The organism is uncultured Methylobacterium sp. (assembly GCF_964251405.1).
GTDB lineage: Bacteria > Pseudomonadota > Alphaproteobacteria > Rhizobiales > Beijerinckiaceae > Methylobacterium.
The window spans coordinates 5,710-28,665 of record NZ_CAXUJR010000040.1 but is presented as its reverse complement, the minus strand read 5'-3'; the positions used below and the strand labels follow the sequence as shown (position 1 = coordinate 28,665).

Here is a 22,956-nt window from a genome sequence, read left to right as displayed (position 1 = left end):
TTCGTCACCTTAGGCCGTTCGGCTGCCCGCCTGAATGGCCAAAGTCGAGCTAAGACCCCGTTTCATAACGGCTTTGCCAGTCGCCTGACGAGGACCATCGCTGCTGCCAGGACGAAGAAGGCGAGTGCGGAAGAGGTCGTCGCCTCGTGATCACGGGCGAGCCTGCGGCATCGATTGATCCAGCCGAAGGTTCGCTCGATGACCCACCGTCGCGGTTGAACCGCAAAGCCCTTCTGTCCCTCGTCGGGCACGACGATCTCGATGGTGATCGCCGTCGCAGCGCCGACGCGCTCGCCTCGATAAGCCCGATCTGCGAAGCAGTGGGCTAGGAACGGCCAGAGATCGCGCGAGGCCCGCAAAAGCGCGACGCCCCCATGGCTGTCGTGCAGGTCAGCGGGCGAGACGGCGGCGATCAGAAGGCGACCATCCGTGTCGGTCAGGGCGTGGCGCTTGCGGCCGACCACCCGCCGGGCTGGATCGTAGCCGCGTTCCCCGTCGACGCCCACGCCTCCCGAGCGCGCCGCCTGAGCATCCATGATGGAACCTGTTGGGCTGGCCTCGCGCCTAGCTCGCTCGCGGTCGTCCATCGTAAGCGCATGGGCGAGGCGCTCGAACACGCCCGACGCTGACAGGCGCAAGAACCAGCGATGCACGGTCGACCAGGGCGGGAACTTATGCGGCAGGTGCCGCCAGGCGCAGCCCGTGCGGAGCACGTAGAGGATTCCATCGAGCACCGACCGCATCGGCCAGCGCCATGGACGACCAGTCGCGGCGGGACAGGGCAGCATCGCGCCGATGACGGCCCATTCCGCATTGGTCAGGCAAGTTGCGTAGGGGCGGCTTTCGCGCGCAAGCTCGGCGCGAGCGGTAGGGGTCCACATCGGCGATCCAGGGTGAGCGTCAGACACTCTCCCAACGTCCGCGACACCTGCCGCTCACCCAACCGCGAGCCTGCTCACCTCGTTATGAAACGGGGTCTAACTCGAGAAATTCAGCAGGAAGCTCAGGAGCCGCTATTCTTCTTAAACGCTACGACCTCACCCGCCTCGTTCCCATTTTGACCGCAACACACTATAGATTACTTTTACAAATGTTGTCGCACGAGCTTTGAATTCATTAGGACTGCGACTCCAAAATCCTCTGCCCATGCTGCTAAAGCCGTGCGCGAGCTCCCTTCAGCATGGCGCGCAACGCAGGTCCATCCGCAAAGATTATGTCTGCGTCGGAGGACCGCCAGATCTTCTCAAGCTCGACGTCCGAGACGCTTTCATCGGTCAGAGCGTCAAGGGAAGCTCGCAGGCGCGCACGCGCGTCGCCGCGATCGGCTCCCTGGAACGGCCCGAGAACAAAGTCGTACATCTCCTGCTAATTGGTGGAGACGAGATCCATGTCCTGGATGAAGTGGAGGGCGAATGAATTCACGCAGACGAACACGCTCTTCGCCCTTAAAAGGGGTCTAAGACGAATTCATACATTTCATCGAGTGTAGGCGCGATCCGGTCGATATTCTGTATGAACCAGTGCCCAAATTTTTGCAATTTCCGGGGAGGGCTGCACATTAGTCTACATTGTTTCCCGGATATGCATTATCTACACGAAACCCATTTTTACTTCGTGGATCGTACGGAATTTAGACTCCAACCCCATACGTCTCACGCAAGTAAGGATCGAGACGTCCAGCCTTGTAAGCCTCTCTGCCGGGTTTGTAGCCAAAACAACTCTTCAAAAAGGCTTTTTTCTCTTTTCCAGAAGCAACAAGTTCGACCTCCGATGCGTGTTGACTCAAAGTGCGATTGACGAACTCATTTGCAGACTCGACAGATTTGAACGAACCATCTCGTTTGAGTCCGTAAATTACGATCGGGAAAATACGTTTGCTGGCTCGGACGCGCGCCAGCATCTGTTCATCCGTCTTGCCGACATGCTCACGAAGCGCATGACCACCACGTGCCTCTTCATCACGAAGGTCAATCGATCGGGGCAGCCCGGCATCGAGTTGCGCGTACCGACTCGGAACATCGGACGGAAGCGAAACCGTATTTCCGCCGTTTCCGCCCGTCCACTCTCCGCCTTCGGAACTCCCAGCGGGCCCGGCTGAGAATCATCTTATGTGACAGCAACATCCAAGCTCCGGCCGACCGCTTTCGGACTGAAGTCCTATATAGGAATATTAGCTGATTAGCAAAGACTTCCGAGCCCACCAAACGCGCAGCGCCGGAACCTCCTCGGAGGCCCCGGCGCCGGATCTGGTCGTCTCTCGTGCCGCACGCTCGCGCGCCGGCGGGTCCGGGCGTCGCGCCCGGCCCGACTTACTGCGAGTAATACATCATGAACTCGACCGGATGCGGGGTCATCTCGTAGCGCATCACTTCCGTCATCTTCAGCTCGATGAAGCTGTCGATGAAGTCGTCGTTGAAGACGCCGCCGGACTTGAGGAAGGTGCGGTCCTTGTCGAGGCAGGACAGGGCCTCACGCAGGCTGCCGCACACCGTGGGGATCTTCTTCAGCTCGCGCGGGGGCAGGTCGTAGAGATCCTTGTCCATGGCCGCGCCGGGATCGATCTTGTTCACGATCCCGTCGAGGCCGGCCATGAGCAGGGCCGCGAAGGCGAGGTAGGGGTTCGCCATCGGGTCGGGGAAGCGGACCTCGACGCGCTTGGCCTTGGGGTTGTTGGTCCACGGGATGCGGCAGGAGGCCGAGCGGTTGCGGGCCGAGTAGGCGAGCAGCACGGGGGCCTCGTAGCCGGGCACGAGGCGCTTGTAGGAGTTGGTCGACGGGTTGGTGAAGGCGTTGAGCGCCTTGGCGTGGCGGATCGTGCCTCCGATGAACCACAGGCATTCCTGGCTGAGGTCGGCGTATTTGTTGCCGGCGAAGACCGGCTTGCCGTCCTTCCAGATCGACTGGTGGACGTGCATGCCCGAGCCGTTGTCGCCGTAGACGGGCTTGGGCATGAAGGTCGCGGTCTTGCCGTAGCTCTGCGCCACGTTGTGGATGCAGTACTTGTAGATCTGCATGTGGTCGGCGAGCAGGGTCAGCGTGTCGAACTTCATGCCGAGCTCGTGCTGGGCCGAGGCCACCTCGTGGTGGTGCTTCTCGACCTTGACGCCCATGGACTGCATGGCGGCCAGCATCTCGCCGCGCATGTCCTGCGCCGAATCCTGCGGCGGCACCGGGAAGTAGCCGCCCTTGGTCTGGACGCGGTGGCCGAGGTTGCCGCCTTCGTAATCGGTCATGCCGTTGATCGGCAGCTCGACCGAGTCGAGCTTGAAGCCGGTATTGTAGGGGTCGGCTCCGAACTTCACGTCGTCGAATACGAAGAACTCGGCCTCGGGCCCGACATAGATCGTATCGCCGATGCCTGTCGACTTGAGGTAGGCCTCGGCCTTCTTGGCGATGCCGCGCGGGTCGCGCGAATAGGGCTCGCCGGTGCCGGGCTCGAGCACGTCGCAGACGATCGACATGGTGGAGGCCGAGAAGAACGGGTCCATGCAGGCGGTGGCCGGGTCCGGCATCAGCAGCATGTCGGATTCGTTGATCGCCTTCCAGCCGGCGATGGAGGAGCCGTCGAACATCGTCCCTTCCGAGAAGATGTCGTCGTCGACGAGCGAGACGTCGAACGTGACGTGCTGCCACTTGCCTCGGGGGTCCGTGAACCGGAAATCGACGTACTTGACGTCGTTGTCCTTGATCTCCTTCAGGACTTCGGCAGCGCTCTTAGCCATCCCTTGGTGTCTCCTTGGTCTCGGCATTCAGCCGTGGTTTTTCCGCGGGTCGCCTGCGCGCTCCGCGGTCGAGAGGGGCGGGTCTACAGGAAAATCGCCGACGCGGCGATGACGTCGGCGCCGTTTCGGTGACGGGCAGGGCTAGATCGCGTCGCCGCCGGTCTCGCCGGTGCGGATGCGGATCGCTTCCTCGATGCTCGAGACGAAGATCTTGCCGTCGCCGATGCGCCCGGTCTGGGCCGACTTGCGGATCGCCTCGACGGCGCCTTCGACCAGTGAGTCGGCCAGCACGATCTCGAGCTTCACCTTGGGCAGGAAGTCGACCACGTATTCGGCGCCGCGATAGAGCTCGGTATGGCCCTTCTGGCGGCCGAAGCCCTTCGCCTCGATCACGGTGATGCCCTGGAGACCGACCTCCTGAAGAGCCTCCTTCACCTCGTCGAGCTTGAAGGGCTTGATGATCGCTTCGATCTTCTTCATGCCGAACGGGCCTGACCTGCATGTGACGGAACGCTAATTTCTAGCACCGTGCCCCCTCCTGCGCCACGGCGTTCCACCCGGGATTCGCCTGAAACAGGTCAGCCGCTGTGCAAACGTTGCAAATCGTTACGGCAAGCGGCGACGAGGGTGCCAATTCGTGGGCAGAAGCGATCGCTAACGGGCAAGGATCGGGAGAGCCGAGATGAGCGACGCGCGTCTCATGAGCATCGAGGGCATGCGGGCCTGCGACGCGGCGGCGATTAGGGACGGCGTCACCGGCTTCACCCTGATGCGCAATGCCGGCGCGGCCGTGGCCGCACAGGCACGGGCCATGGCGCCGGAGGCCGGGTCTGTCCAGGTCCTGTGCGGGACGGGCAACAACGGCGGCGACGGCTTCATCGCCGCGCAGGACCTCGTCGAGGCCGGCTACACGGTGACGCTCCACCTCCTGGGGAATCCCGGCGTCCTCTCTGGCGATGCCGCCCTGGCGGCCGCGGCATGGTCGGGCGGCGTCGAACCCCTGGACGACATCGGCGATCCCACCCGGTTCGACCTCGTCATCGATGCGCTGTTCGGGGCCGGCCTCGCTCGCGACATCGAGGGCGTCGCGGCGTCGGTCATCGGGCGGGTGAACGCGTCGCCGGTGCCGATCCTGTCCGTCGACGTGCCGAGCGGCGTCGATGGCGATACCGGCTCGGTCCGAGGCGTCGCCATGCACGCCACCGCAACGGTCACCTTCGTGGCCCTGAAGCCCGGTCATCTGCTCCAGCCTGGCCGGTCGTTGTGCGGGACCATCCACGTCGCTGAGATCGGCGCTGGGCCCGAGGCATTGGCCGCCGGCTTCGCCCGGTCCGGTCCGGCCATGCACCGCAACGGTCCGGACGTGTGGCGCCAGGGGCTGCCCCGCCTCACCGCGAACAGCCATAAATACACCCGCGGCCATGCGCTGGTGCTCTCCGGGCCGTCCTACCGCACCGGCGCGGCGCGGCTCGGGGCTGTGGCGGCCCTGAGGGTTGGCGCCGGTCTCGTCACCCTCGCCTCGCCGGCCTCCGCTCTCCCCGAGAACGCCGCCCATCTCACCGCGATCATGCTGCGCCCCTGCGACAGCGCCGACGACCTCGACGATCTTCTCGTCGACGAGCGCCTCAACGTCGTCCTGGCCGGCCCTGGCCTCGGCGTCGGTGAGGCGACGCGCGACCTCGTCGCGGTGGCGGCCGCGGTGGGCCGGGGTCTCGTGCTCGATGCCGATGCGCTCACGAGCTTCAAGGGGCAGGCGGCCGCGCTGGCGGCGCTGATCGGGGAGGGCGGTGCGCAAGCGGTGCTGACACCGCACGAAGGTGAGTTCGAGCGCCTGTTCTCGGGCACGCCGGCTGCCGCCGACGGACTCGGCAAGGCCGAGCGCGCCCGCCGGGCCGCCGCCCTGACCGGGACGGTCGTAGTCCTGAAGGGAGCCGACACGGTCGTCGCGGCGCCCGATGGCCGGATCGCGATCAACGATCACGGCACACCCTATCTCGGCACCGCCGGTTCGGGCGACGTGCTCGGCGGCCTCGTCGCCGGGCTTCTTGCCCAGGGCATGCCGGCCTTCGAGGCCGCCGCCGCGGCGGTGTGGATGCACGGCGAGGCCGGGCGCCGCTTCGGCCCCGGCCTCATCGCCGAGGATCTGCCCGAGATGATGCCGGCGGTCCTGCGCGACCTCGTCGGCGACTAGGTCACCTCGAACGAGGTCCAGAGTCCGGTGTCGAACCGCTCCATCACGGCCGAGCTGATCAGCCAGCGGCCGGGATTGTCGGCGAGGAAGGCGATGCGGGCGGTGCGTCCCTCCGGGAGCTGGAAGGTGTCGAGCCAGTAAGGCTCCCAGCCGTCGTCGAGGTTGTGCAGCAGGCGGAAGGCATGGCCGTGCAGGTGCAGGCCCTGCGTGAAGGCGGTCTCGTTCTTGATGGCGAGCACCACCACCTGCCCGCGCTTGACCGTGAACAGCGGAGCCTGGCCCGCCGCTCCGCTGGTGCCGTTCAGCGCCCAGATCCGCGTCGGGTCTCCGGTGTAGGCCGGCTCCGCCTCGGGCTTCGCCTTGTCGATCCTGGCTCCGCCCGTGATCGCGATGTCGCGCCGCACCGCGTTCTGCAGCTTCACCTCGGCGGGCAGCAGGCGATTGACTCCGACAGGGCCGATCGGCGGGCGAGTGCCGGTCACCGGCTCGCCCTTGGTGGTGATGGTGGCGAGCGCCAGTCCTTCGCCGATCAGAGCCGTGATGGCGCCGCTCACGGCGGAGGTCGGCATGTCGACGAGGAGGTCGTAGCGGGTGCCCGGCCCGAACGGCAGTGTCGCGCGCAGCGGCTCGAACGTGTCGGTGGGCTGGCCGTCGACGGCCACAACGTAGACCTTGAGCCCGTCGAAGCGGATGCGGGTCGCGCGGGCGCTGCAGGCATTGGCGAGCCGGAGGCGCAGGCGGGCGTTGGGCCGCGCCTCGATCGATTCCGGTGCAGGCCGTCCGTTGACGGTGACGAGGTTGCCGAGCCGCCCGGAAGTGGCGGCGAAGGTCGTCTGCCCGAAGGGCAGCACGGCCGCCCCCTCGTCGAGCCGCCAATCCTGCATCAGGAGCGGGATGTCGCGGTCGATCGGCGGCGGCGTCGTCTCCTCGACGATGAGGAACCCGGCGAGCCCGCGCCCCGACAACCCGCTCGAACCGCCGACCACCAGGGGGCGGATCAGGAACGTGCCGGCATCGGGCGGCGTGAACTCGTAGGTAAAGGCGTCGCCGGGCGCGATCGGGGCCTGCGTCACGCCGCCGACCCCGTCCATGGCGTTGCGGTTGCGCACCCCATGCCAGTGCAGCGACAGCGGTTGCTCGGTCCTGTTATCGACCTTGAGGCGCAGGGCATCGCCGTGCCGAACCCGGATCACCGGAGGCTGCGCCTTGCCGTCGAACGACCAGATTGCCGTCTCCGGCGCCGGTTCCGGCTTCAGCCGGGCCTTGAACGGTCCGGCAACGAGGCTGCGCGGCTCCGACGGCGCGGCAGCCGGCGAGGGGACGGGCTGGGAGGGGACAGGCTGGGAGGGGACGGGCTGGGCTCCCGCCGCCGAAGGGAGTAGCGACAGGGCAGCGGCACCCAGGACGATCCGTCGCGACACCCCGCTCTCCGAGGCTGTGCCCGGTAGGCCGGATCGGTTCTGGGGCATTCGGTCCTCGGCGCGGATCTCGGATGCGGGCTTGTAGACGGCGTCGTCGCGATCCGCCAACCGGCTCTCGGCGGGCGAACGATGCCGCAAGTTTTTTGCTGCGGCCGGGATCGTGCGTGCTATAGAGCCGCGCTCTGGCGGCGGGATGCGCGCCGGGCGTGGGCGCTTGCGGGCGTGGCGGAACTGGTAGACGCGCTGGATTTAGGTTCCAGTGACGAGAGTCGTGGGGGTTCGAGCCCCTCCGCCCGCACCAGCACCGCCGTCGGGAACGGAATGGCTCACGATGCTGGCCGGCCCGGCCTGCCGTTGCAGTGGCGCCACCGGCCCGTGCGTTTCTCGCTGTCGTCGGCTCCCCCGACCGGATCGGTCGAGGGGCCGATCGAGACAATTCGCGTGATCATACGGACGACAGCGGAAAGACGACCATGCAGGTGACCGAGACACTCTCCCAGGGTCTGAAGCGCGAGTTTCAGGTACTCTTCGCAGCCCAGGAACTCGAGGATCGCCTGACCAGCGAGTTGTCCAACCTGAAGGACAAGGCGCAGATCAAGGGCTTCCGCCCCGGCAAGGTGCCGGTCGCGCATCTGCGCAAGCTCTACGGCCGCTCGGTGATGGCCGACGTCCTGCAGAACGCCGTCAACGAAGCCAACCAGCGCATCGTCGCCGACAACAACCTCAAGCTCGCCCTCGAGCCCAAGATCGAGTTCCCCGGCGAGCAGTCGGTGGTGGAGCGGGCGCTCGACGCCAAGGGCGACATCGCCTTCAACGTGGCGCTGGAGGTGCTGCCGAGCTTCGAGCTCGCCGACCTCTCCGACGTCAGCCTGAAGAAGTTCGTCGTGACCCCGTCCGACACCGAGGTCGACGAGGCCATCACCCGCATGGCGAGCCAGGGTCGTCCGTTCAGCCCGAAGGCCGAGGGTGAGGCCGCCGCGACCGGCGACCGCGTCACCATCGACTTCGTCGGCCGCATCGACGGCACCGAGTTCGAGGGCGGCAAGGGCGAGGGGGTCGACCTCGAACTCGGCTCCGGCCAGTTCATTCCGGGCTTCGAGGAGCAGCTCGTTGGCGCCAACGCCGGCGACCAGCGCCTCGTCAAGGCGACCTTCCCGGCCGAGTACGGGGCCGAGCACCTCGCCGGCAAGGAGGCCGAGTTCGACGTGACTGTGACGGCCATCCAGGCCCCGGGCGAGGTCGTGATCGACGACGCCTTCGCGAAGGGCTTCGGCATGGATTCGCTGGAGAAGCTCAAGGAGGCGGTCTCCACCGCCATCGGCAGCGACTTCGAGGCGCAGTCACGGCGCAAGCTGAAGAAGGAGCTCCTCGACGCTCTGGACGGCAAGTACAGCTTCGACCTGCCCCCGAGCCTCGTTCACCAGGAATTCGCTGCCGTCTGGGCCCAGGTCGAGCAGGACCTCAAGACCCGCGGCAAGACCTTCGCGGACGAGGACACCACCGAGGAGAAGGCTCAAACGGAGTACCGCCGAATTGCCGAGCGCCGGGTCCGTCTCGGCTTGGTGCTTGCGCAGGTGGGTGAGACCGCCGATATCAAGGTGACCGACGAAGAGGTGAACCAGGCCCTGATGGCTCGTGTCCGGCAATATCCGGGTCAGGAGCAGCAGGTCTGGGACTTCTATCGGAAGAACCCGCAGGCGCTGGCCGAGCTCCGTGCGCCGCTCTTCGAGGAGAAGGTCGTCGACCACGTCCTCGGACAGGTCAAGCTCGTCGAGGAGCCGGTCTCGAAGGAGACCCTCTTCGCGGACGAGGACGAGGACGCCAAGAAGTCGGATGCGGCCACGTCCGGCGAGACGAAGCCGGCCACCGCCGCGGCCGATTGAGCCCGACGCTCTGTGACAAAAGGGGCGGCGGGCGGTGTTAAAGTGAGGCGTCCTTAACGGTCGCCGTTGTTCGCTGCATGTCCGGTCCGCGACCCTGTTCGCGGCCGGATTTCCCTGGGAGCCTGGGCACGATGATGAGAGATCCGGTCGACTATTATAACAGCGCGCTCGTGCCCATGGTGGTGGAGCAGTCGAGCCGCGGCGAGCGGGCCTTCGACATCTACTCCCGGCTCCTGCGTGAGCGCATCATCTTCCTGACCGGGCCGGTCGAGGATTACGGCGCCTCGCTCATCGTCGCGCAGCTCCTGTTCCTCGAGGCGGAGAACCCCAAGAAGGAGATCTCCTTCTATATCAACTCGCCGGGCGGCGTGGTGACCTCCGGCCTGTCGATCTACGACACGATGCAGTTCATCCGCTGCCCGGTCACGACGCTCTGCGTCGGTCAGGCCGCCTCGATGGGCTCGCTTCTCCTGACGGCCGGCGCGCCCGGCCACCGCTTCGCCCTGCCCAACGCCCGGATCATGGTGCACCAGCCGTCCGGCGGCTTCCAGGGCCAGGCCACCGACATCCTGATCCATGCCCGCGAAATCGAGGCCCTCAAGAAGCGTCTCAACGAGATCTACGTGAAGCACACGGGCCGCGACTACGACACCATCGTGACGGCGCTGGAGCGCGACAACTTCATGACGGCCGATGCCGCCAAGGAGTTCGGCCTCATCGACGAGGTCATCCAGAAGCGCCCCGAGCCGGCTGCGGCCTGACGGACCGGACGGTATCCTTTGCCGCGACGGGAACCGGCGCCTTCGCCTTGATCCCGCCGCGGCAGCGTGCTTGCATCACGCCCCTGAGACGTTTTCGTCAGAAGCGCGCAGGTGACTGTTTCTTTAGGCGGATGCCATTAAATCTGAGCGATGCGTGTGCGCCCAAGGCTGGCGACATGTCCGCGAATCGGAGACCGATATGAGCAAGACTGGCGGCAACGACTCGAAGAGCACGCTGTACTGCTCGTTTTGCGGCAAGAGCCAGCACGAGGTCCGCAAGCTGATCGCGGGCCCGACGGTGTTCATCTGCGACGAGTGTGTCGAATTGTGCATGGACATCATCCGCGAGGAGTCGAAGTCCTCCCTCGTGAAGTCCCGTGACGGCGTGCCGACGCCGAAGGAGATCCGCCGCGTCCTCGACGATTACGTCATCGGCCAGGATTTCGCGAAGAAGGTCCTCTCGGTCGCGGTCCACAATCACTACAAGCGCCTCGCCCACGCCTCGAAGCACAACGACGTCGAGCTGGCGAAATCCAACATCATGCTGATCGGGCCGACGGGCTCGGGCAAGACGCTGCTCGCGCAGACCCTGGCCCGCATCCTCGACGTGCCGTTCACCATGGCGGACGCGACGACGCTGACGGAGGCCGGCTACGTCGGCGAGGACGTCGAGAACATCATCCTCAAGCTGCTCCAGGCCTCCGACTACAATGTCGAGCGGGCGCAGCGCGGCATCGTCTACATCGACGAGATCGACAAGATCAGCCGCAAGTCCGACAACCCCTCGATCACCCGTGACGTCTCGGGCGAGGGCGTGCAGCAGGCGCTCCTGAAGATCATGGAAGGCACCGTGGCCTCCGTGCCTCCGCAGGGCGGCCGCAAGCACCCGCAGCAGGAGTTCCTGCAGGTCGACACCACCAACATCCTCTTCATCTGCGGAGGCGCCTTTGCCGGACTGGAGCGGATCATCTCGGCGCGCGGCAAGGGCACCTCGATCGGCTTCGGCGCGACCGTGCAGGCCCCGGACGACCGTCGCACCGGCGAGATCTTCCGCAATGTCGAGCCCGAGGACCTGCTCAAGTTCGGCCTGATCCCGGAGTTCGTGGGTCGTCTGCCGGTCCTGGCGACCCTCGAGGACCTCGACGAGGTCGCCCTCAAGCGCATCCTGCAGGAGCCCAAGAACGCGCTCGTCAAGCAGTACCAGCGCCTGTTCGAGATGGAGAACGTCGACCTGACCTTCCAGGACGAGGCGCTGTCCATGGTCGCCCGCAAGGCGATCGAGCGGAAGACCGGCGCGCGTGGCCTACGCTCGATCCTGGAGACGATCCTTCTTGAGACGATGTACGACCTGCCCGGCCTCGAATCCGTCGAGCAGGTGGTCATCGGTCCCGAGGTGGTCGAGGGCAAGTCGCGGCCGCTCTACATCCACGGCGACCGCAACAAGGAAGCGCCGGCCAGCGTCAGCGCCTGACGCTCCCGCCCGCGCGGTCCTCAGCCGCCGAAACGATGGGGGAGGATGCTTGAAACCACCCTCCCCGCGATCCATCTGAAGTCGTGAAGCGCGATGGCCGCACGCTCACCTTCTGAGGTGCGGTGCCGCGCCGCCAGCCGCCTCTTCACGACATTCCCGACCCTTTCGCGGCCCGGTCGGCCCCTGGCAGGATGCTTGCTCATACCGAGGAGCTGATGCCCGGAATCCCCCATGAGGAAGTCCGACATGACTCAATCGAAATCGCGCCAGCCGGTGGTCCCGGGCTCGACGGGCTCCTATGCCGTCCTGCCCCTGCGTGACATCGTCGTGTTCCCGCACATGATCGTGCCGCTCTTCGTCGGCCGCGAGAAGTCCATCCGCGCCCTCGAAGAGGCGGTCCGCAGCGATCGCCACATCCTGCTGGCGACCCAGATCAACGCCAGCGACGACGATCCGGCCACCGACGCGATCTACAAGATCGGGACGCTCGCCAGCGTCCTCCAGCTCCTGAAGCTGCCCGACGGTACCGTGAAGGTGCTGGTCGAGGGCGCGGGCCGCGCCCGCATCGACCGCTTCAGCAAGTCGGACGCCTATTACGAGGCCGAGGCCGAGACCCTGGCCGACGAGCTCGGCGACCGCGTCGAGGCCGAGGCCCTGGCCCGCTCCGTGATCTCGGAATTCGAGAATTACGTGAAACTCAACAAGAAGATCTCGCCCGAGGTCGTCTCCGCCGTCACGCAGATCGACGAGCCCTCGAAGCTCGCCGATACCGTGGGCTCGCATCTGGCGGTCAAGATCGCCGACAAGCAGGCGATCCTGGAGATCCCGACCGTGGCCGCCCGCCTCGAGCGCGTGCTGTCGCTGATGGAGAGCGAGATCTCCGTCCTGCAGGTTGAGAAGCGCATCCGGACCCGCGTCAAGCGGCAGATGGAGAAGACCCAGCGCGAATACTATCTCAACGAGCAGATGAAGGCGATCCAGAAGGAGCTCGGCGACGAGGATGGCCGCGACGAGCTGGCCGAGCTCGAGGACAAGATCGAGAAGACAAAGTTCACGAAGGAAGCCCGCGAGAAGGCGACGGCGGAGCTGAAGAAGCTTCGCCAGATGTCGCCGATGTCGGCCGAGGCCACCGTCGTGCGCAACTACCTCGACTGGATGCTCGGCATCCCGTGGGGCAAGCGCTCGAAGATCAAGAAGGACCTGCTCGGCGCACAGGTGATGCTCGACGACGACCACTTCGGTCTCGACAAGGTCAAGGAGCGCATCGTCGAGTACTTGGCCGTTCAGCAGCGGGCGAACAAACTCACTGGTCCCATCCTGTGCCTCGTCGGTCCTCCCGGCGTCGGCAAGACCTCGCTCGGCAAGTCCATCGCCAGGGCGACGGGGCGTGAGTTCGTGCGCATGTCGCTCGGCGGCGTGCGCGACGAGGCCGAGATCCGCGGCCACCGCCGGACCTATATCGGCTCGATGCCCGGCAAGATCGTGCAGTCGATGCGCAAGGCGAAGACCTCGAACCCGCTCATCCTGCTCGACGAGATCGACAAGATGGGCATGGACTTCCGGGGTGATCCGTCGGCGGCCCTGCTGGAGGTCCTCGACCCCGAGCAGAACGCGACCTTCAACGACCATTACCTCGAAGTCGATTACGACCTCTCGAACGTCATGTTCGTGACGACGGCCAACACGCTCAACATCCCTGCGCCCCTGATGGACCGCATGGAGGTGATCCGTATCGCCGGCTATACCGAGGAGGAGAAGGTCGAGATCGGGCGCAAGCACCTGATCCCGAGCGCGCTCAAGAAGCACGGCCTCGACGTCAAGGAATGGCAGATCGACGACGAAGCCCTGCTGATGCTTATCCGCCGCTACACGCGGGAAGCCGGCGTGCGCAACCTCGAGCGTGAGCTGTCGAACCTGATCCGCAAGGCGGTCAAGGAGATCCTCATCACCAAGGTGAAGGCGGTCGCCGTCACCGAGGAGAACCTCCCGGTCTTCCTCGGCCCGCCGAAGTTCCGCTACGGCGAGATCGACGAGGAGGATCAGGTCGGCCTGGTAACGGGTCTCGCCTGGACCGAGGTCGGTGGCGAGCTCCTGACGATCGAAGGCGTCATGATGCCCGGCAAGGGCAAGATGACGGTGACGGGCAACCTGCGCGACGTGATGAAGGAGTCGATCTCGGCGGCGGCAAGCTACGTCCGCTCGCGGGCCATCGATTTCGGCATCGAGCCGCCCCTGTTCGACCGTCGCGACATCCACGTCCACGTTCCGGAGGGGGCGACCCCGAAGGACGGGCCTTCCGCCGGCATCGGCATGGCGACCGCCATCATCTCGACGATGACCGGCATCGCCGTGCGCCGTGACGTCGCCATGACCGGCGAGGTCACGCTACGGGGCCGCGTGCTCCCCATCGGTGGCTTGAAGGAGAAGCTGCTGGCGGCCCTGCGCGGCGGCATCAAGACGGTGCTGATCCCGGAAGAGAACGCCAAGGACATCGCCGAAGTGCCCGACAGTGTGAAGAACGGCCTCGAGATCATCCCGGTCTCACGAATGGACCAGGTTCTCAAGCACGCCCTCGTCCGGGTGCCCGAGCCGATCGAGTGGGAAGAGCCGCTGCCGGCTGTGAAGCCGGTGGTGGTGGCCGACGAGGACGGTGCGACGGTGGTGGCGCACTAAGATCCACGCAACGCTGGACTTGAAATCGCGGCGGCTCCCTAGGGGCCGCCGCTTTTTCGTGTCTGCGATCCCCTGGAAACCGAGCCCTCGGCGCAGTTGTGTCCCGCCTTCGTATTCCCGCCAGGCGGGCGGTCAGCTATCGTTGTGCGAGAATCGACGAGGTCGTGATGCGTCCCTTGGTGATCTTGCGGAACGCTCCGCTTGCCGCGGTGCTCGTGCTCGCCGCCTGCACGGGTACGACCGTCCCGCCGCCCGCGACCGCCACCCTCCGCGAGCGCGTCGCGGCTCTGGTTCTGCGCCAGACCGATTTCGGCGCCATCTCGATCATTCCTGTCCGTTTCGAGAACAGCCGTATCGCCGGCCCGTTCGAGGACGCCGGCCGCACGCTCTACTGCGTGTCGAGCCGGATGAAGGGCCGCAGCTTCGGCAAGGGCGAACGGCCCAAGGCGGTGATCCGTGACGAGGGGGGCGTCCTCAAGATCGTCGAGGACGAGGCCGAGGTTTGCGAAGGTCACCGGACCGCGCCGTTTCCCGAGCTCGACTCATCGGGCCATCGGCAGGGGTGAAGGCGCGAGCACGGGTCGTCGCCGAAACCGGTGACGTCCCGCTTGAAGGACCGAGCACGACCGTCCGGCGGTTCCATCAACCTCTTGGTGAAGCGTGAATTCGCAGTCGGGCCGCTGAACCGGCTCGAGGCATCGGCAGTCCGACTGAGCGCAGCTAACCGATCACCTGATCTTCAACCTGGGGACGCAGGCGCGACGCGTTGCGACGTTGCCAAACTGGACGGCTGGTCCATCTCATACCAAAGATCGCCAACAACGTGAGCGAAGCGCGGGGAAGACGCATGATCCGGCTGAACCTGAATGGGACCGTCCGCGAGGTCGATGCCGAGCCCGACACCCCCCTCCTGTGGGTGATCCGGGAGCAGGCGGGCCTCACCGGCACCAAGTATGGCTGCGGCATCGCACAGTGCGGGGCCTGCACCGTCCATATCGACGGGGCCGCGGTGCGCTCCTGCTCGATGCCGGTGTCGAGCGTCACGGCCGAGCAGAAGATCGTCACGATCGAAGGCTTGGCCGCCGAGCGGTCGCATCCGGTGCAGAAGGCCTGGGCCGAACTCGACGTGCCGCAATGCGGCTTCTGTCAGCCCGGCATGATCATGGCCTCGGCCGCGCTTCTGGCGCAGAACCCGCGCCCGAGCGAGGCCGAGATCCGGGCCGAGATCACCAACATCTGCCGTTGCGGCACCTACGGCCGGGTCCTGGCCGGTATCAAGCTCGCCGCCGAAAGCGGCGAGGCTGGCCGAGGCTGAGGAAGCACCCATGACCGCCGATATGCATCGCCCGTCGAAGGCATCTGCCGCCAAACTGTCCCGCCGTGGCTTCGTCGCCGGCGCGGCCGCCGTGGCCGGGGGCTTCAGCCTCGGCTTCCACATTCCATATCCTGGGGAAGCGGCGGCTCAGGGCGCCGCGGCGATCCCGCCCGAGGTCAACGCCTGGGTGGTGATCCGGCCCGACGAGACCGTGGTGATCCGCATCGCCCGGTCCGAGATGGGGCAGGGGACGCTCACCGGCCTCGCCCAGTTGGTGGCCGAGGAGCTGGGCTGCGACTGGAACAGGGTCGTCACCGAATATCCGACCCCTGGCCAGAACGTGGCGCGCGGCCGGATCTGGGGCGATTTCGGCACCGGAGGCAGCCGCGGCATCCGCGAATCGCACGATCTCGTCCGCAAGGGCGGTGCGGCGGCCCGCATCATGCTGGTCGAGGCCGCCGCCAAGGGGTGGGGCGTCGCCCCCGCTGGGTGCCGGGTCGAGAAAGGCGTGATCACGCATGCCGCCTCGGGCCGGACCACGACCTACGGCGCGGTCGCCGGCGAGGCGGCCAAGATCGCTCCGCCCAAGGACGTGGTGCTGAAGGACCCCAAGGACTGGACCATCGCCGGCAAGTCGATGAAGCGCCTCGACACGCTGGAGAAGCTCGACGGCAGCCAGGTCTACGGCATCGACCTCACGATGCCCGGAATGCTGAACGCCGCGATCAAGGACTGCCCGGTCACCGGCGGCAGCGTGAAGAGCTTCGACGCCAAGGCCGTCGAGGGCATGCCCGGCGTCAAGAAGGTGGTGCAGGTCGGCGACAGCGGCGTCGCGGTCATCGCCGATACTTTCTGGCGGGCAAAGACGGCGCTCGACGCGCTGCCGATCGTCTGGGACGAGGGTCCGAACGCGAAGGTGTCGAGCCAGACTATCGCGGCCGTTCTTCGTGAAGGACTTGCCGCGGAGGAGGCTCACGTCGGCAACAAGGGCGGCGACGTCGCTGCGGCGCTCAAAGGAGCGGCCAAGGTGGTGGAGGCGACCTATGGCGTACCGTTCCAGAACCACGCCACCATGGAGCCGATGAACGCCACGGTGCGCTGGACGCCGGAACGCTGCGAGGCCTGGGCGCCGACCCAGAACGGAGAGGCGGCGCTTGCCGCCGTCGCAGAGGCGGCCGGTCTGTCGGCGGCCAAGTGCGACGTCCACAAGATCCATCTAGGCGGCGGCTTCGGTCGCCGCGGCGCGACCCACGACTGGCTGCGCCAGGCCGTGATGATCGCGAAGGAAATGCCAGGGGTCCCGGTCAAGATGATCTGGACCCGCGAGGAGGACATGGCCCACGGGCGCTATCATCCGATCACCCAGTGCCGGATGCGGGCTGCGCTGGACGGAGAGGGCAACCTCACCGGGCTGCACATGCGCATCTCGGGGCAGTCAATCCTCGCCTCGGTGGCGCCGAACCGGATGGTCGACGGTAAGGACCCGGTGGTCTTCCAGGGCCTTAACCCCGGCGGGCCGGAGGGGGCGATCGGCTACACGATCCCAAACATCCTCGTCGACCACGCCATGCGCAACCCGCACATCCTGCCGGGCTTCTGGCGGGGCGTGAACATGAACCCCAACGCGATCTACCTCGAATGCTTCATGGACGAGCTCGCTCATGCGGCGGGCCAGGACCCACTCGCCTTCCGCCTGAGACTGATGGGCAACCACCCCAAGCACCGCGCGGTGCTCCAGGCAGTGGCCGACAAGGCGGGTTGGGGGACGAAGCCTGCGCCGGGCGTCCATCGCGGCCTCGCCCAGATGATGGGCTTCGGCTCCTACGTCGCCGCCGTCGCCGAGGTGTCGGTGGGCGATGACGGCAAGGTCAAGGTTCATCGCATCGTCGCGTCCACGGACCCGGGCCACGCCCTCAATCCCCAGCAGATCGACGCGCAGATCGCCGGTTCCTTCGTCTACGGCCTGTCGGCGGCGCTCTACGGGGAATGCACCGTCAAAGACGGCCGCATCGAGCAGACCAACTTCGACACCTACCCGGTGATGCGGATGGACGAGATGCCGGTGGTCGAAACGATCGTGATGCCGTCCGGCGGGTTCTGGGGCGGTGTCGGCGAGCCGACGATCGCGGTGGCGGCTCCGGCCGTGCTCAACGCGGTCTTCGCCGCGACGGGGAAGCGGGTGCGCCAGATGCCATTGAAGAATACGGACCTGCGCCGCGCGTGAAGCGGGGACGAGTCGTCATCGCGCTTCTCGTCGCGGGACCTTTGTTGCCGGCGGCGGCGGCCGAGGTTCGGCCGCCGCCTGGAGCCCAGTCCTGCGCCGGCTGTCATGCGGCCGGGGCCGCGATGGGCCCGATCGACGGCATGCCGGAGGCGGCGATCGCGGCAGCGATGAGGGAGTATCGATCGGATGCGAGGCCGGCGAGCGTGATGGGCCGCATCGCCAAGGGGTTTTCGGAGGACGAGAGCCGGGCGATCGCTGCGTATCTGGCACGGAGGCCACCGGAGTGATGGGCGCCACGGCGGTACGCGTAACCCTCCCCCCTCTGCGGGGGAGGGTGCCTCGCGGATGCGAGGCGGGAGAGGGGATCGCGACCCCTCCGAAAAAGGCGGTGCTCCCCTCTCCCGACCCTCGCTCATGCGAGCGACACCCTCCCCCGCAGCGGGGGCAGGGACGGAGCGCGTTGCCGTTGTGGTTGGTTTTGCAATGATCTATCCGACCCGACGCCTTCTCCTGGCCGCTGCCGTCCTCGCCCTCCCGCGACCATCGCTGGCGCAGGGCGCTGCAAAGGTCGTCGTCGTCGGCGGCGGGTTTGGTGGCGCCACCGCGGCCCGCGCCTTGAAGCAGGGCGGCCTCGACGTCACCCTCGTCGAGGCCAACCCGACCTACGTCTCCTGCCCGTTCAGCAACGAGGTGATCGCCGGGCTGCAGCCGATGGAGGCGCAGCGTTTCGGTTATGGCGGCCTTGCCAAGGCCGGCATCCGCGTCGTCCACGCCACTGCCACCGGGATCGATGCCACCGCCCGGCGGGTGGCCCTCGCCGACGGAACGGTCCTCCCTTACGACCGTCTCGTCCTGTCTCCGGGCATCGACCTGCGCTTCGACGCCATTCCCGGCTACGATGAAGCGGCGGCCGACGCGATGCCGCACGCCTGGAAAGCAGGAGTTCAGACTGAGCTTCTGAAACGCCAGCTCGACGCAATGCCGGATGGCGGCACCGTGGTGATGTCGGTGCCGGGCAACCCCTATCGCTGCCCGCCCGGCCCCTACGAGCGCGCCAGCCTCATCGCCCACGTTCTCAAGACGCGAAAGCCGCGCGCGAAGCTGATCGTGCTCGACGCCAAGGATGCGTTCTCGAAGCAGCGCCTGTTCCAGCAGGCCTGGAGACAGCTCTACCCGGATCAGCTCGCATACGTGCCGCTGGCCTCCGGCGGGCAGGTCACCGGCGTCGATCCCGCCGGCATGACCGTGCGAACCGACTTCGAAGAGTACAAGGCCGATGTCGCCTGCATCATCCCGCCCCAGCGTGCCGGCCGCATCGCGGTCGCGGCCGGCGTTGCCGACCGCAGCGGCTGGTGCCCGATCGACCCGGTGAACTTCGAATCGGCCCTGGTGCCGGGGATCCACGTCATCGGCGATGCCGCGATCGCGGGGGCGATGCCGAAATCGGCGTTCTCCGCCAACGCCCAGGCCAAGGTCTGTGCGCTCGCCGTCATCGATCTCCTCGCCGGGCGGGCGCCGGAGACGCCCAAGCTCGTTAACACCTGCTACAGCCTCGTCGCGCCCGGCTACGGCATCTCGGTCGCCGGCGTCTATCGCCCGGCGAACGGCGTTCTGACGGATGTCGACGGTGCGGGCGGGGTCAGCCCCCTCGACGCCCCGGCTGCCCTGCGCGAGCAGGAGGCGGTCTACGCCGCCGACTGGTACCGCACTATCACCGGGCAGGTGTTCGGGTGAAGCGGGCGGGTCTTGCGCGCAGCATCCTCAAAGGCGGCTGCATCGCCCTCGTGGCGTCGTCGGCCGGCGCCGTGAAGGCCGAGCTTCGGCCCATCGCCGCCGTCGGCCACGCCGTTCCGGCACCCCTCACCGACACCCCTGGGGATCCCGCCCGCGGCCGCGCCATCGTTGCCGACCGCACCAAGGGGCTGTGCCTCCTCTGCCATGCCGGGCCGATCCCGGAGGAGCGGTTCCAGGGCAACCTCGCCCCCAATCTCGCCGGAGCGGGAAGCCGCTGGTCGATCGCCGAGCTGCGCCTGCGGCTCGTCGACAGCCGGGCCTTGAACCCGGAGACGATCATGCCCTCCTATTTCGCCCTGGCGGGGACGACGCGGGTCGGGGCGGCCTGGCGCGATAAGCCCGTGCTGGACGGCCAGGCGATCGAGGACGTCGTCGCCTATCTGGCGACGCTTCGCGACACGACAACGGAAGGGACGGCGCCGTGACCCCACAAAGATCAAACACGCGCCGCGACCTCCTCGCCTCCGGAGCAGGGGCCGTGGCGGCGATCGTCCTGCGCCCCGTTTCCTCCGAGGCGGCGGCCGTTCGGACCGAGAGCACGGCGGACGCGATCCGGCGCTTCGCCGGTGCGGCGCAGATCACGCCAGGCCGGATTCATCTCGACCTGCCTCCGCTCGTCGAGAACGGCAACGCCGTGACCATCACGGTCACGTTCGAGAGCCCGATGACGCCGGAGGACCACGTCCGCCGCATCGCTGTCTTCAACGATAAGAATCCGCAGCCCAACGTGATCACGGCGCATCTCGGGCCGCGCTCGGGCCGCGCCGCGGTGACGACGCGCATCCGGCTCGCCGACACGCAGCGCATCACCGCCATCGCCGAGACCAGCGACGGCCGGTTCTGGTCGACGACGGCGGATGCCATCGTCACCCTCGCCGCCTGCCTGGAAGGTTGAGCCAATGGCGCGCACGCTCATCAACGTCCCCAAGACCGCCAAGGCCGGCGAGGTCGTCACGATCAAGACGCTGATCTCGCACCCGATGGAGACCGGCTTCAGGCCGGGAGCGGACGGCCGCATCATGGCCCGCGACATCATCACGGATTTCACCTGCCGCTACGACGGCGAGGAGGTGTTCCGCGCCGAGCTGTTCCCGGCCACCGCCGCGAATCCGTACCTCACCTTCACCCTGGTGGCCGAACGCAGCGGTACGCTGACCTTCACCTGGCGGGGAGACAACGGCTTCGACCAGACCGAGACCGCGGCGCTGACCGTGACGTGAGGCCGAGCTCCCTGCATCACGTCGGTTCGCGGGCGCTGGACGGTCTCCCCTCCCCCTTGTGGGGACGGGGCAGGGGGGTGGGGTTGGTTCCGCTTGCCTCCGCAGCGGGTCTCCCGGCCACCCCCACCTCCAACTCCTCCCCACAAGCGGGAGGAGAGACGTCAAGGCCGTACCGACGTGTTCAAGGCAGCTTTCGTTTGAAGAGGCCTGCCCTCGTCGTTCTCGGCCTGCTGGCCGCGATCACCGCCACGGCGTCCGAGATCCCCCCGGCCGAACGTCGCTCCGGCTTCGACGCGATGAGTCCCGAGACCAGGGCGATGCAGGCCGACGACACCGCCAATCCGGGCCTGCTCTGGGTGCAGGACGGCGCCGAACTCTGGGCCGAGGCCCCATCGTCCGGGAAACCGGCATGCGCCGGTTGCCATGGCGAGGCCGCGGCCAGCATGCGTGGGGTCGCGGCCCGCTACCCGGCCTTCGACGAGGGCCGCGACGGGCCGATCGACCTGCAGGGCCGGATCAACCAGTGCCGCGGCGAGCGCCAGGCCGCCGTTCCGTTCGCTTACGAGAGCCGCGAACTCCTGGCGTTGTCCGCTTATGTCGGGTCCCAATCGCGAGGCCTTCCGGTCGCGCCGCCGGAGGATGGGCGGCTCGCCCCGGCCCGCGAAAGGGGACAGGCCCTCTTCAAAGGTCGCATGGGCCAGCTCGGCCTCTCCTGCGCCGCCTGCCACGACGACAACCACGGCGGCCGCCTCGGCGCGGCGACGATCCCGCAGGGCCATCCCAACGGCTATCCGCTCTACCGCCTCGAATGGCAGGGCCTCGGCTCGGTGCAGCGCCGCCTGCGCAACTGCATGACCGGCATGCGCGCCGAGCCCTTCGCCTACGGGGCGCCGGACTTCGTCGACCTCGAACTCCACCTGATGAGCCGGGCCGCCCCGCTCCCGATCGAGACGCCAGCCGTTCGGCCCTGAGGCGTCATGCTCTAAGGTACGGCCTCCGCCTCCAGGCAGGCGAGGACGGCATCGAGCATCGCCGTGTCCTCACCGGCCATGGCGTCCATCGCGCTCATTCGTCTGATCACCGTGCCGGCGATCGCCTCCTCCACCGTGTCTTCGGCGAAGGCGTAGACGATCGTCGCGGCCTCGCCGTCCCGGTGGCAGCGGCCCTCGATCTGCGCGAGTTGGATCGCGCTGTGGCGCAGGTCGTGGACCACGAGGGTGCGCGGCCTCTCGCCGCCGGGCATCTCGTTCCGGTGCAGCGAGATCGACTCGGTGACCGTGAACAGCACCACGTCGAGGGAGCCGGTCTGGAAGGCGATGCGGGTCGCCTCGTTGGCCTCGCCGCTCCGCGTGCCGTCGATCGCGCCGACGCGCCATCCTCGGCCTTCGAATGTCTCGCTCATGGAGGCGCTCGTCTCGAGGAAGGCCACCGAGACCGCCACCTGCCCGCCATCCTCCAGCAGGATTTCCGCGAGATCGGCGGTGCCGGGCACCCGCAGCAGGCTGGCCTTCTGGCGGAAGCGCAACTCCGCAGCCCACCCGGCAGGACGGCGATTGCTGCCCCCGCCGAGCCCCCACTCCCGCCGGAACTCGCGCCATGTCGCATCGTAGAGCCGGCGTTCGTCGCGGCCCAGCGCGGTGGGGGTGAGTTCACGCTGCACCTCCGGCCAGCCGGCAATGTCGCCCGGCCGCCGCCGCAGGCCGATCGCGCGCGGACCGGTATAGAGTAGGTCGGCCATGACGGCGCAGTCCCCGGCATTGGCCTGCCAGGACCAGTTCACCCAGCGTCCCTTGGCCCGGCCGATGCCTAAGTGCTGCATGAGCGACCGGAAATCGGCCAACGTCTGCGTCGGTTGGCCCGCGGCGTCCCCCAGCAACCGGCCGAGATAGGAGAGTTCGTGCGGAGCCTGTCCTGCCGTCGCGCTCATGTAGATCGCGAAGGACGCCGCATCGGCGAGTTGCCGGCAGACCAGGCTCTGCTGGGCGTATGGGTTGCGGAGGCGGTGGCTCTCGTCGAACACCACGAGCGGCCAGGCCTGCTTCAGGGCCCCATGCTTGGCGAGCGCGTTGTTCTTCGCCCGGGTCGATCGTCGCGCACTGGCGGCCGGGGGCGCCATCAGCGACTTGGTGCGCTCGTAATTGATCAGCGTCACGGATTTCGAGGCCAGGCCGGAGCGGGCGATGGTGTGCCGCCATTGCGGCATCGCGCCCTTCGGGCAGACGATGAGCACGTCCGCCTCGGGCATCGCGGCGAGCGCGCTCCAGACCGAGAGCGTCTTGCC

19 protein-coding genes and 1 tRNA gene are annotated in these 22,956 nt (G+C 67.2%); 14 read left to right on the top strand and 6 right to left on the bottom strand.

What is annotated here, in order from left to right; genetic code table 11:
- Positions 1 to 62: 62 nt before the first annotated feature.
- From ACFE7U_RS09605 to ACFE7U_RS09590, 4 genes are all read right to left on the bottom strand, one after another.
- Positions 63 to 881, bottom strand: a complete 819-nt coding sequence (locus tag ACFE7U_RS09605) for an IS5 family transposase (protein ID WP_375409491.1) — start codon at positions 879 to 881, stop codon at positions 63 to 65.
- Positions 882 to 1,630: 749 nt separating this feature from the next.
- A complete protein-coding gene (locus ACFE7U_RS09600) occupies positions 1,631 to 1,972 on the bottom strand; it encodes an RNase A-like domain-containing protein (RefSeq protein WP_375409494.1) in 342 nt (113 codons plus the stop codon).
- 337 nt (positions 1,973 to 2,309) lie between these two features.
- Positions 2,310 to 3,722: a type I glutamate--ammonia ligase gene (glnA, locus tag ACFE7U_RS09595; protein WP_375409490.1), complete on the bottom strand. Its 1,413-nt coding sequence runs from the start codon at positions 3,720 to 3,722 to the stop codon at positions 2,310 to 2,312.
- Positions 3,723 to 3,863: 141 nt separating this feature from the next.
- Positions 3,864 to 4,202: a P-II family nitrogen regulator gene (locus ACFE7U_RS09590; RefSeq protein WP_055888259.1), complete on the bottom strand. Its 339-nt coding sequence runs from the start codon at positions 4,200 to 4,202 to the stop codon at positions 3,864 to 3,866.
- Positions 4,203 to 4,404: 202 nt separating this feature from the next.
- Here ACFE7U_RS09590 and ACFE7U_RS09585 point away from each other — a divergent pair, with 202 nt between their 5' ends.
- A complete protein-coding gene (locus ACFE7U_RS09585) occupies positions 4,405 to 5,913 on the top strand; it encodes an NAD(P)H-hydrate dehydratase (protein ID WP_375409489.1) in 1,509 nt (502 codons plus the stop codon).
- Here the strand turns inward: ACFE7U_RS09585 and ACFE7U_RS09580 are convergent.
- Positions 5,910 to 7,382: a multicopper oxidase family protein gene (locus tag ACFE7U_RS09580; RefSeq protein WP_375409493.1), complete on the bottom strand. Its 1,473-nt coding sequence runs from the start codon at positions 7,380 to 7,382 to the stop codon at positions 5,910 to 5,912. The genes ACFE7U_RS09585 and ACFE7U_RS09580 overlap by 4 nt on opposite strands.
- Before the next feature lie 168 nt (positions 7,383 to 7,550).
- Here ACFE7U_RS09580 and ACFE7U_RS09575 point away from each other — a divergent pair.
- From ACFE7U_RS09575 to soxA, 13 genes are all read left to right on the top strand, one after another.
- A tRNA-Leu gene (locus ACFE7U_RS09575) sits at positions 7,551 to 7,635 on the top strand.
- A 172-nt stretch (positions 7,636 to 7,807) separates the two neighbouring features.
- The gene (gene tig / locus ACFE7U_RS09570; RefSeq protein WP_375409488.1) at positions 7,808 to 9,217 is read left to right on the top strand and encodes a trigger factor; all 1,410 of its coding nucleotides are present in this window, start codon (positions 7,808 to 7,810) and stop codon (positions 9,215 to 9,217) included.
- A gap of 134 nt (positions 9,218 to 9,351) precedes the next feature.
- Entirely contained in the window at positions 9,352 to 9,978 is a 627-nt protein-coding gene (locus ACFE7U_RS09565; RefSeq protein WP_055885801.1) for an ATP-dependent Clp protease proteolytic subunit, read from the top strand.
- A 199-nt stretch (positions 9,979 to 10,177) separates the two neighbouring features.
- Entirely contained in the window at positions 10,178 to 11,449 is a 1,272-nt protein-coding gene (gene clpX, locus ACFE7U_RS09560) for an ATP-dependent Clp protease ATP-binding subunit ClpX (protein ID WP_375409487.1), read from the top strand.
- A gap of 246 nt (positions 11,450 to 11,695) precedes the next feature.
- Positions 11,696 to 14,122 (top strand): endopeptidase La, encoded by a 2,427-nt coding sequence (lon, locus tag ACFE7U_RS09555; protein ID WP_375409486.1) that lies wholly within the window; start codon positions 11,696 to 11,698, stop codon positions 14,120 to 14,122.
- Between the two features lie 167 nt (positions 14,123 to 14,289).
- Entirely contained in the window at positions 14,290 to 14,688 is a 399-nt protein-coding gene (locus ACFE7U_RS09550; RefSeq protein WP_375409485.1) for a hypothetical protein, read from the top strand.
- 281 nt (positions 14,689 to 14,969) lie between these two features.
- Positions 14,970 to 15,437 (top strand): (2Fe-2S)-binding protein, encoded by a 468-nt coding sequence (locus ACFE7U_RS09545; protein WP_375409484.1) that lies wholly within the window; start codon positions 14,970 to 14,972, stop codon positions 15,435 to 15,437.
- Positions 15,438 to 15,447: 10 nt separating this feature from the next.
- The gene (locus ACFE7U_RS09540) at positions 15,448 to 17,661 is read left to right on the top strand and encodes a molybdopterin cofactor-binding domain-containing protein (RefSeq protein ID WP_375409483.1); all 2,214 of its coding nucleotides are present in this window, start codon (positions 15,448 to 15,450) and stop codon (positions 17,659 to 17,661) included.
- A 483-nt stretch (positions 17,662 to 18,144) separates the two neighbouring features.
- On the top strand, positions 18,145 to 19,395 hold the full coding sequence (locus tag ACFE7U_RS09535; protein WP_375409482.1) for an FCSD flavin-binding domain-containing protein: 1,251 nt from the start codon (positions 18,145 to 18,147) through the stop codon (positions 19,393 to 19,395).
- A complete protein-coding gene (soxX, locus tag ACFE7U_RS09530) occupies positions 19,392 to 19,880 on the top strand; it encodes a sulfur oxidation c-type cytochrome SoxX (protein WP_375409481.1) in 489 nt (162 codons plus the stop codon). Before ACFE7U_RS09535 ends, soxX begins: the two co-directional genes overlap by 4 nt.
- Positions 19,877 to 20,350, top strand: coding sequence for a SoxY-related AACIE arm protein (locus tag ACFE7U_RS09525; protein WP_375409480.1), 474 nt, complete (start codon positions 19,877 to 19,879; stop codon positions 20,348 to 20,350). Before soxX ends, ACFE7U_RS09525 begins: the two co-directional genes overlap by 4 nt.
- A gap of 4 nt (positions 20,351 to 20,354) precedes the next feature.
- Positions 20,355 to 20,675 carry a thiosulfate oxidation carrier complex protein SoxZ gene (soxZ, locus tag ACFE7U_RS09520; protein ID WP_375409479.1) on the top strand — a complete coding sequence of 107 codons (321 nt, stop codon included), beginning with the start codon at positions 20,355 to 20,357 and terminating at the stop codon, positions 20,673 to 20,675.
- 197 nt (positions 20,676 to 20,872) lie between these two features.
- Positions 20,873 to 21,646: a sulfur oxidation c-type cytochrome SoxA gene (gene soxA / locus ACFE7U_RS09515; RefSeq protein WP_375409478.1), complete on the top strand. Its 774-nt coding sequence runs from the start codon at positions 20,873 to 20,875 to the stop codon at positions 21,644 to 21,646.
- Between the two features lie 11 nt (positions 21,647 to 21,657).
- On the opposite strand, the gene ACFE7U_RS09510 is transcribed toward soxA, so the two are convergent.
- The coding region (locus ACFE7U_RS09510; protein ID WP_375409477.1) for a restriction endonuclease subunit R at positions 21,658 to 22,956 on the bottom strand (1,299 nt) is incomplete at its 5' end.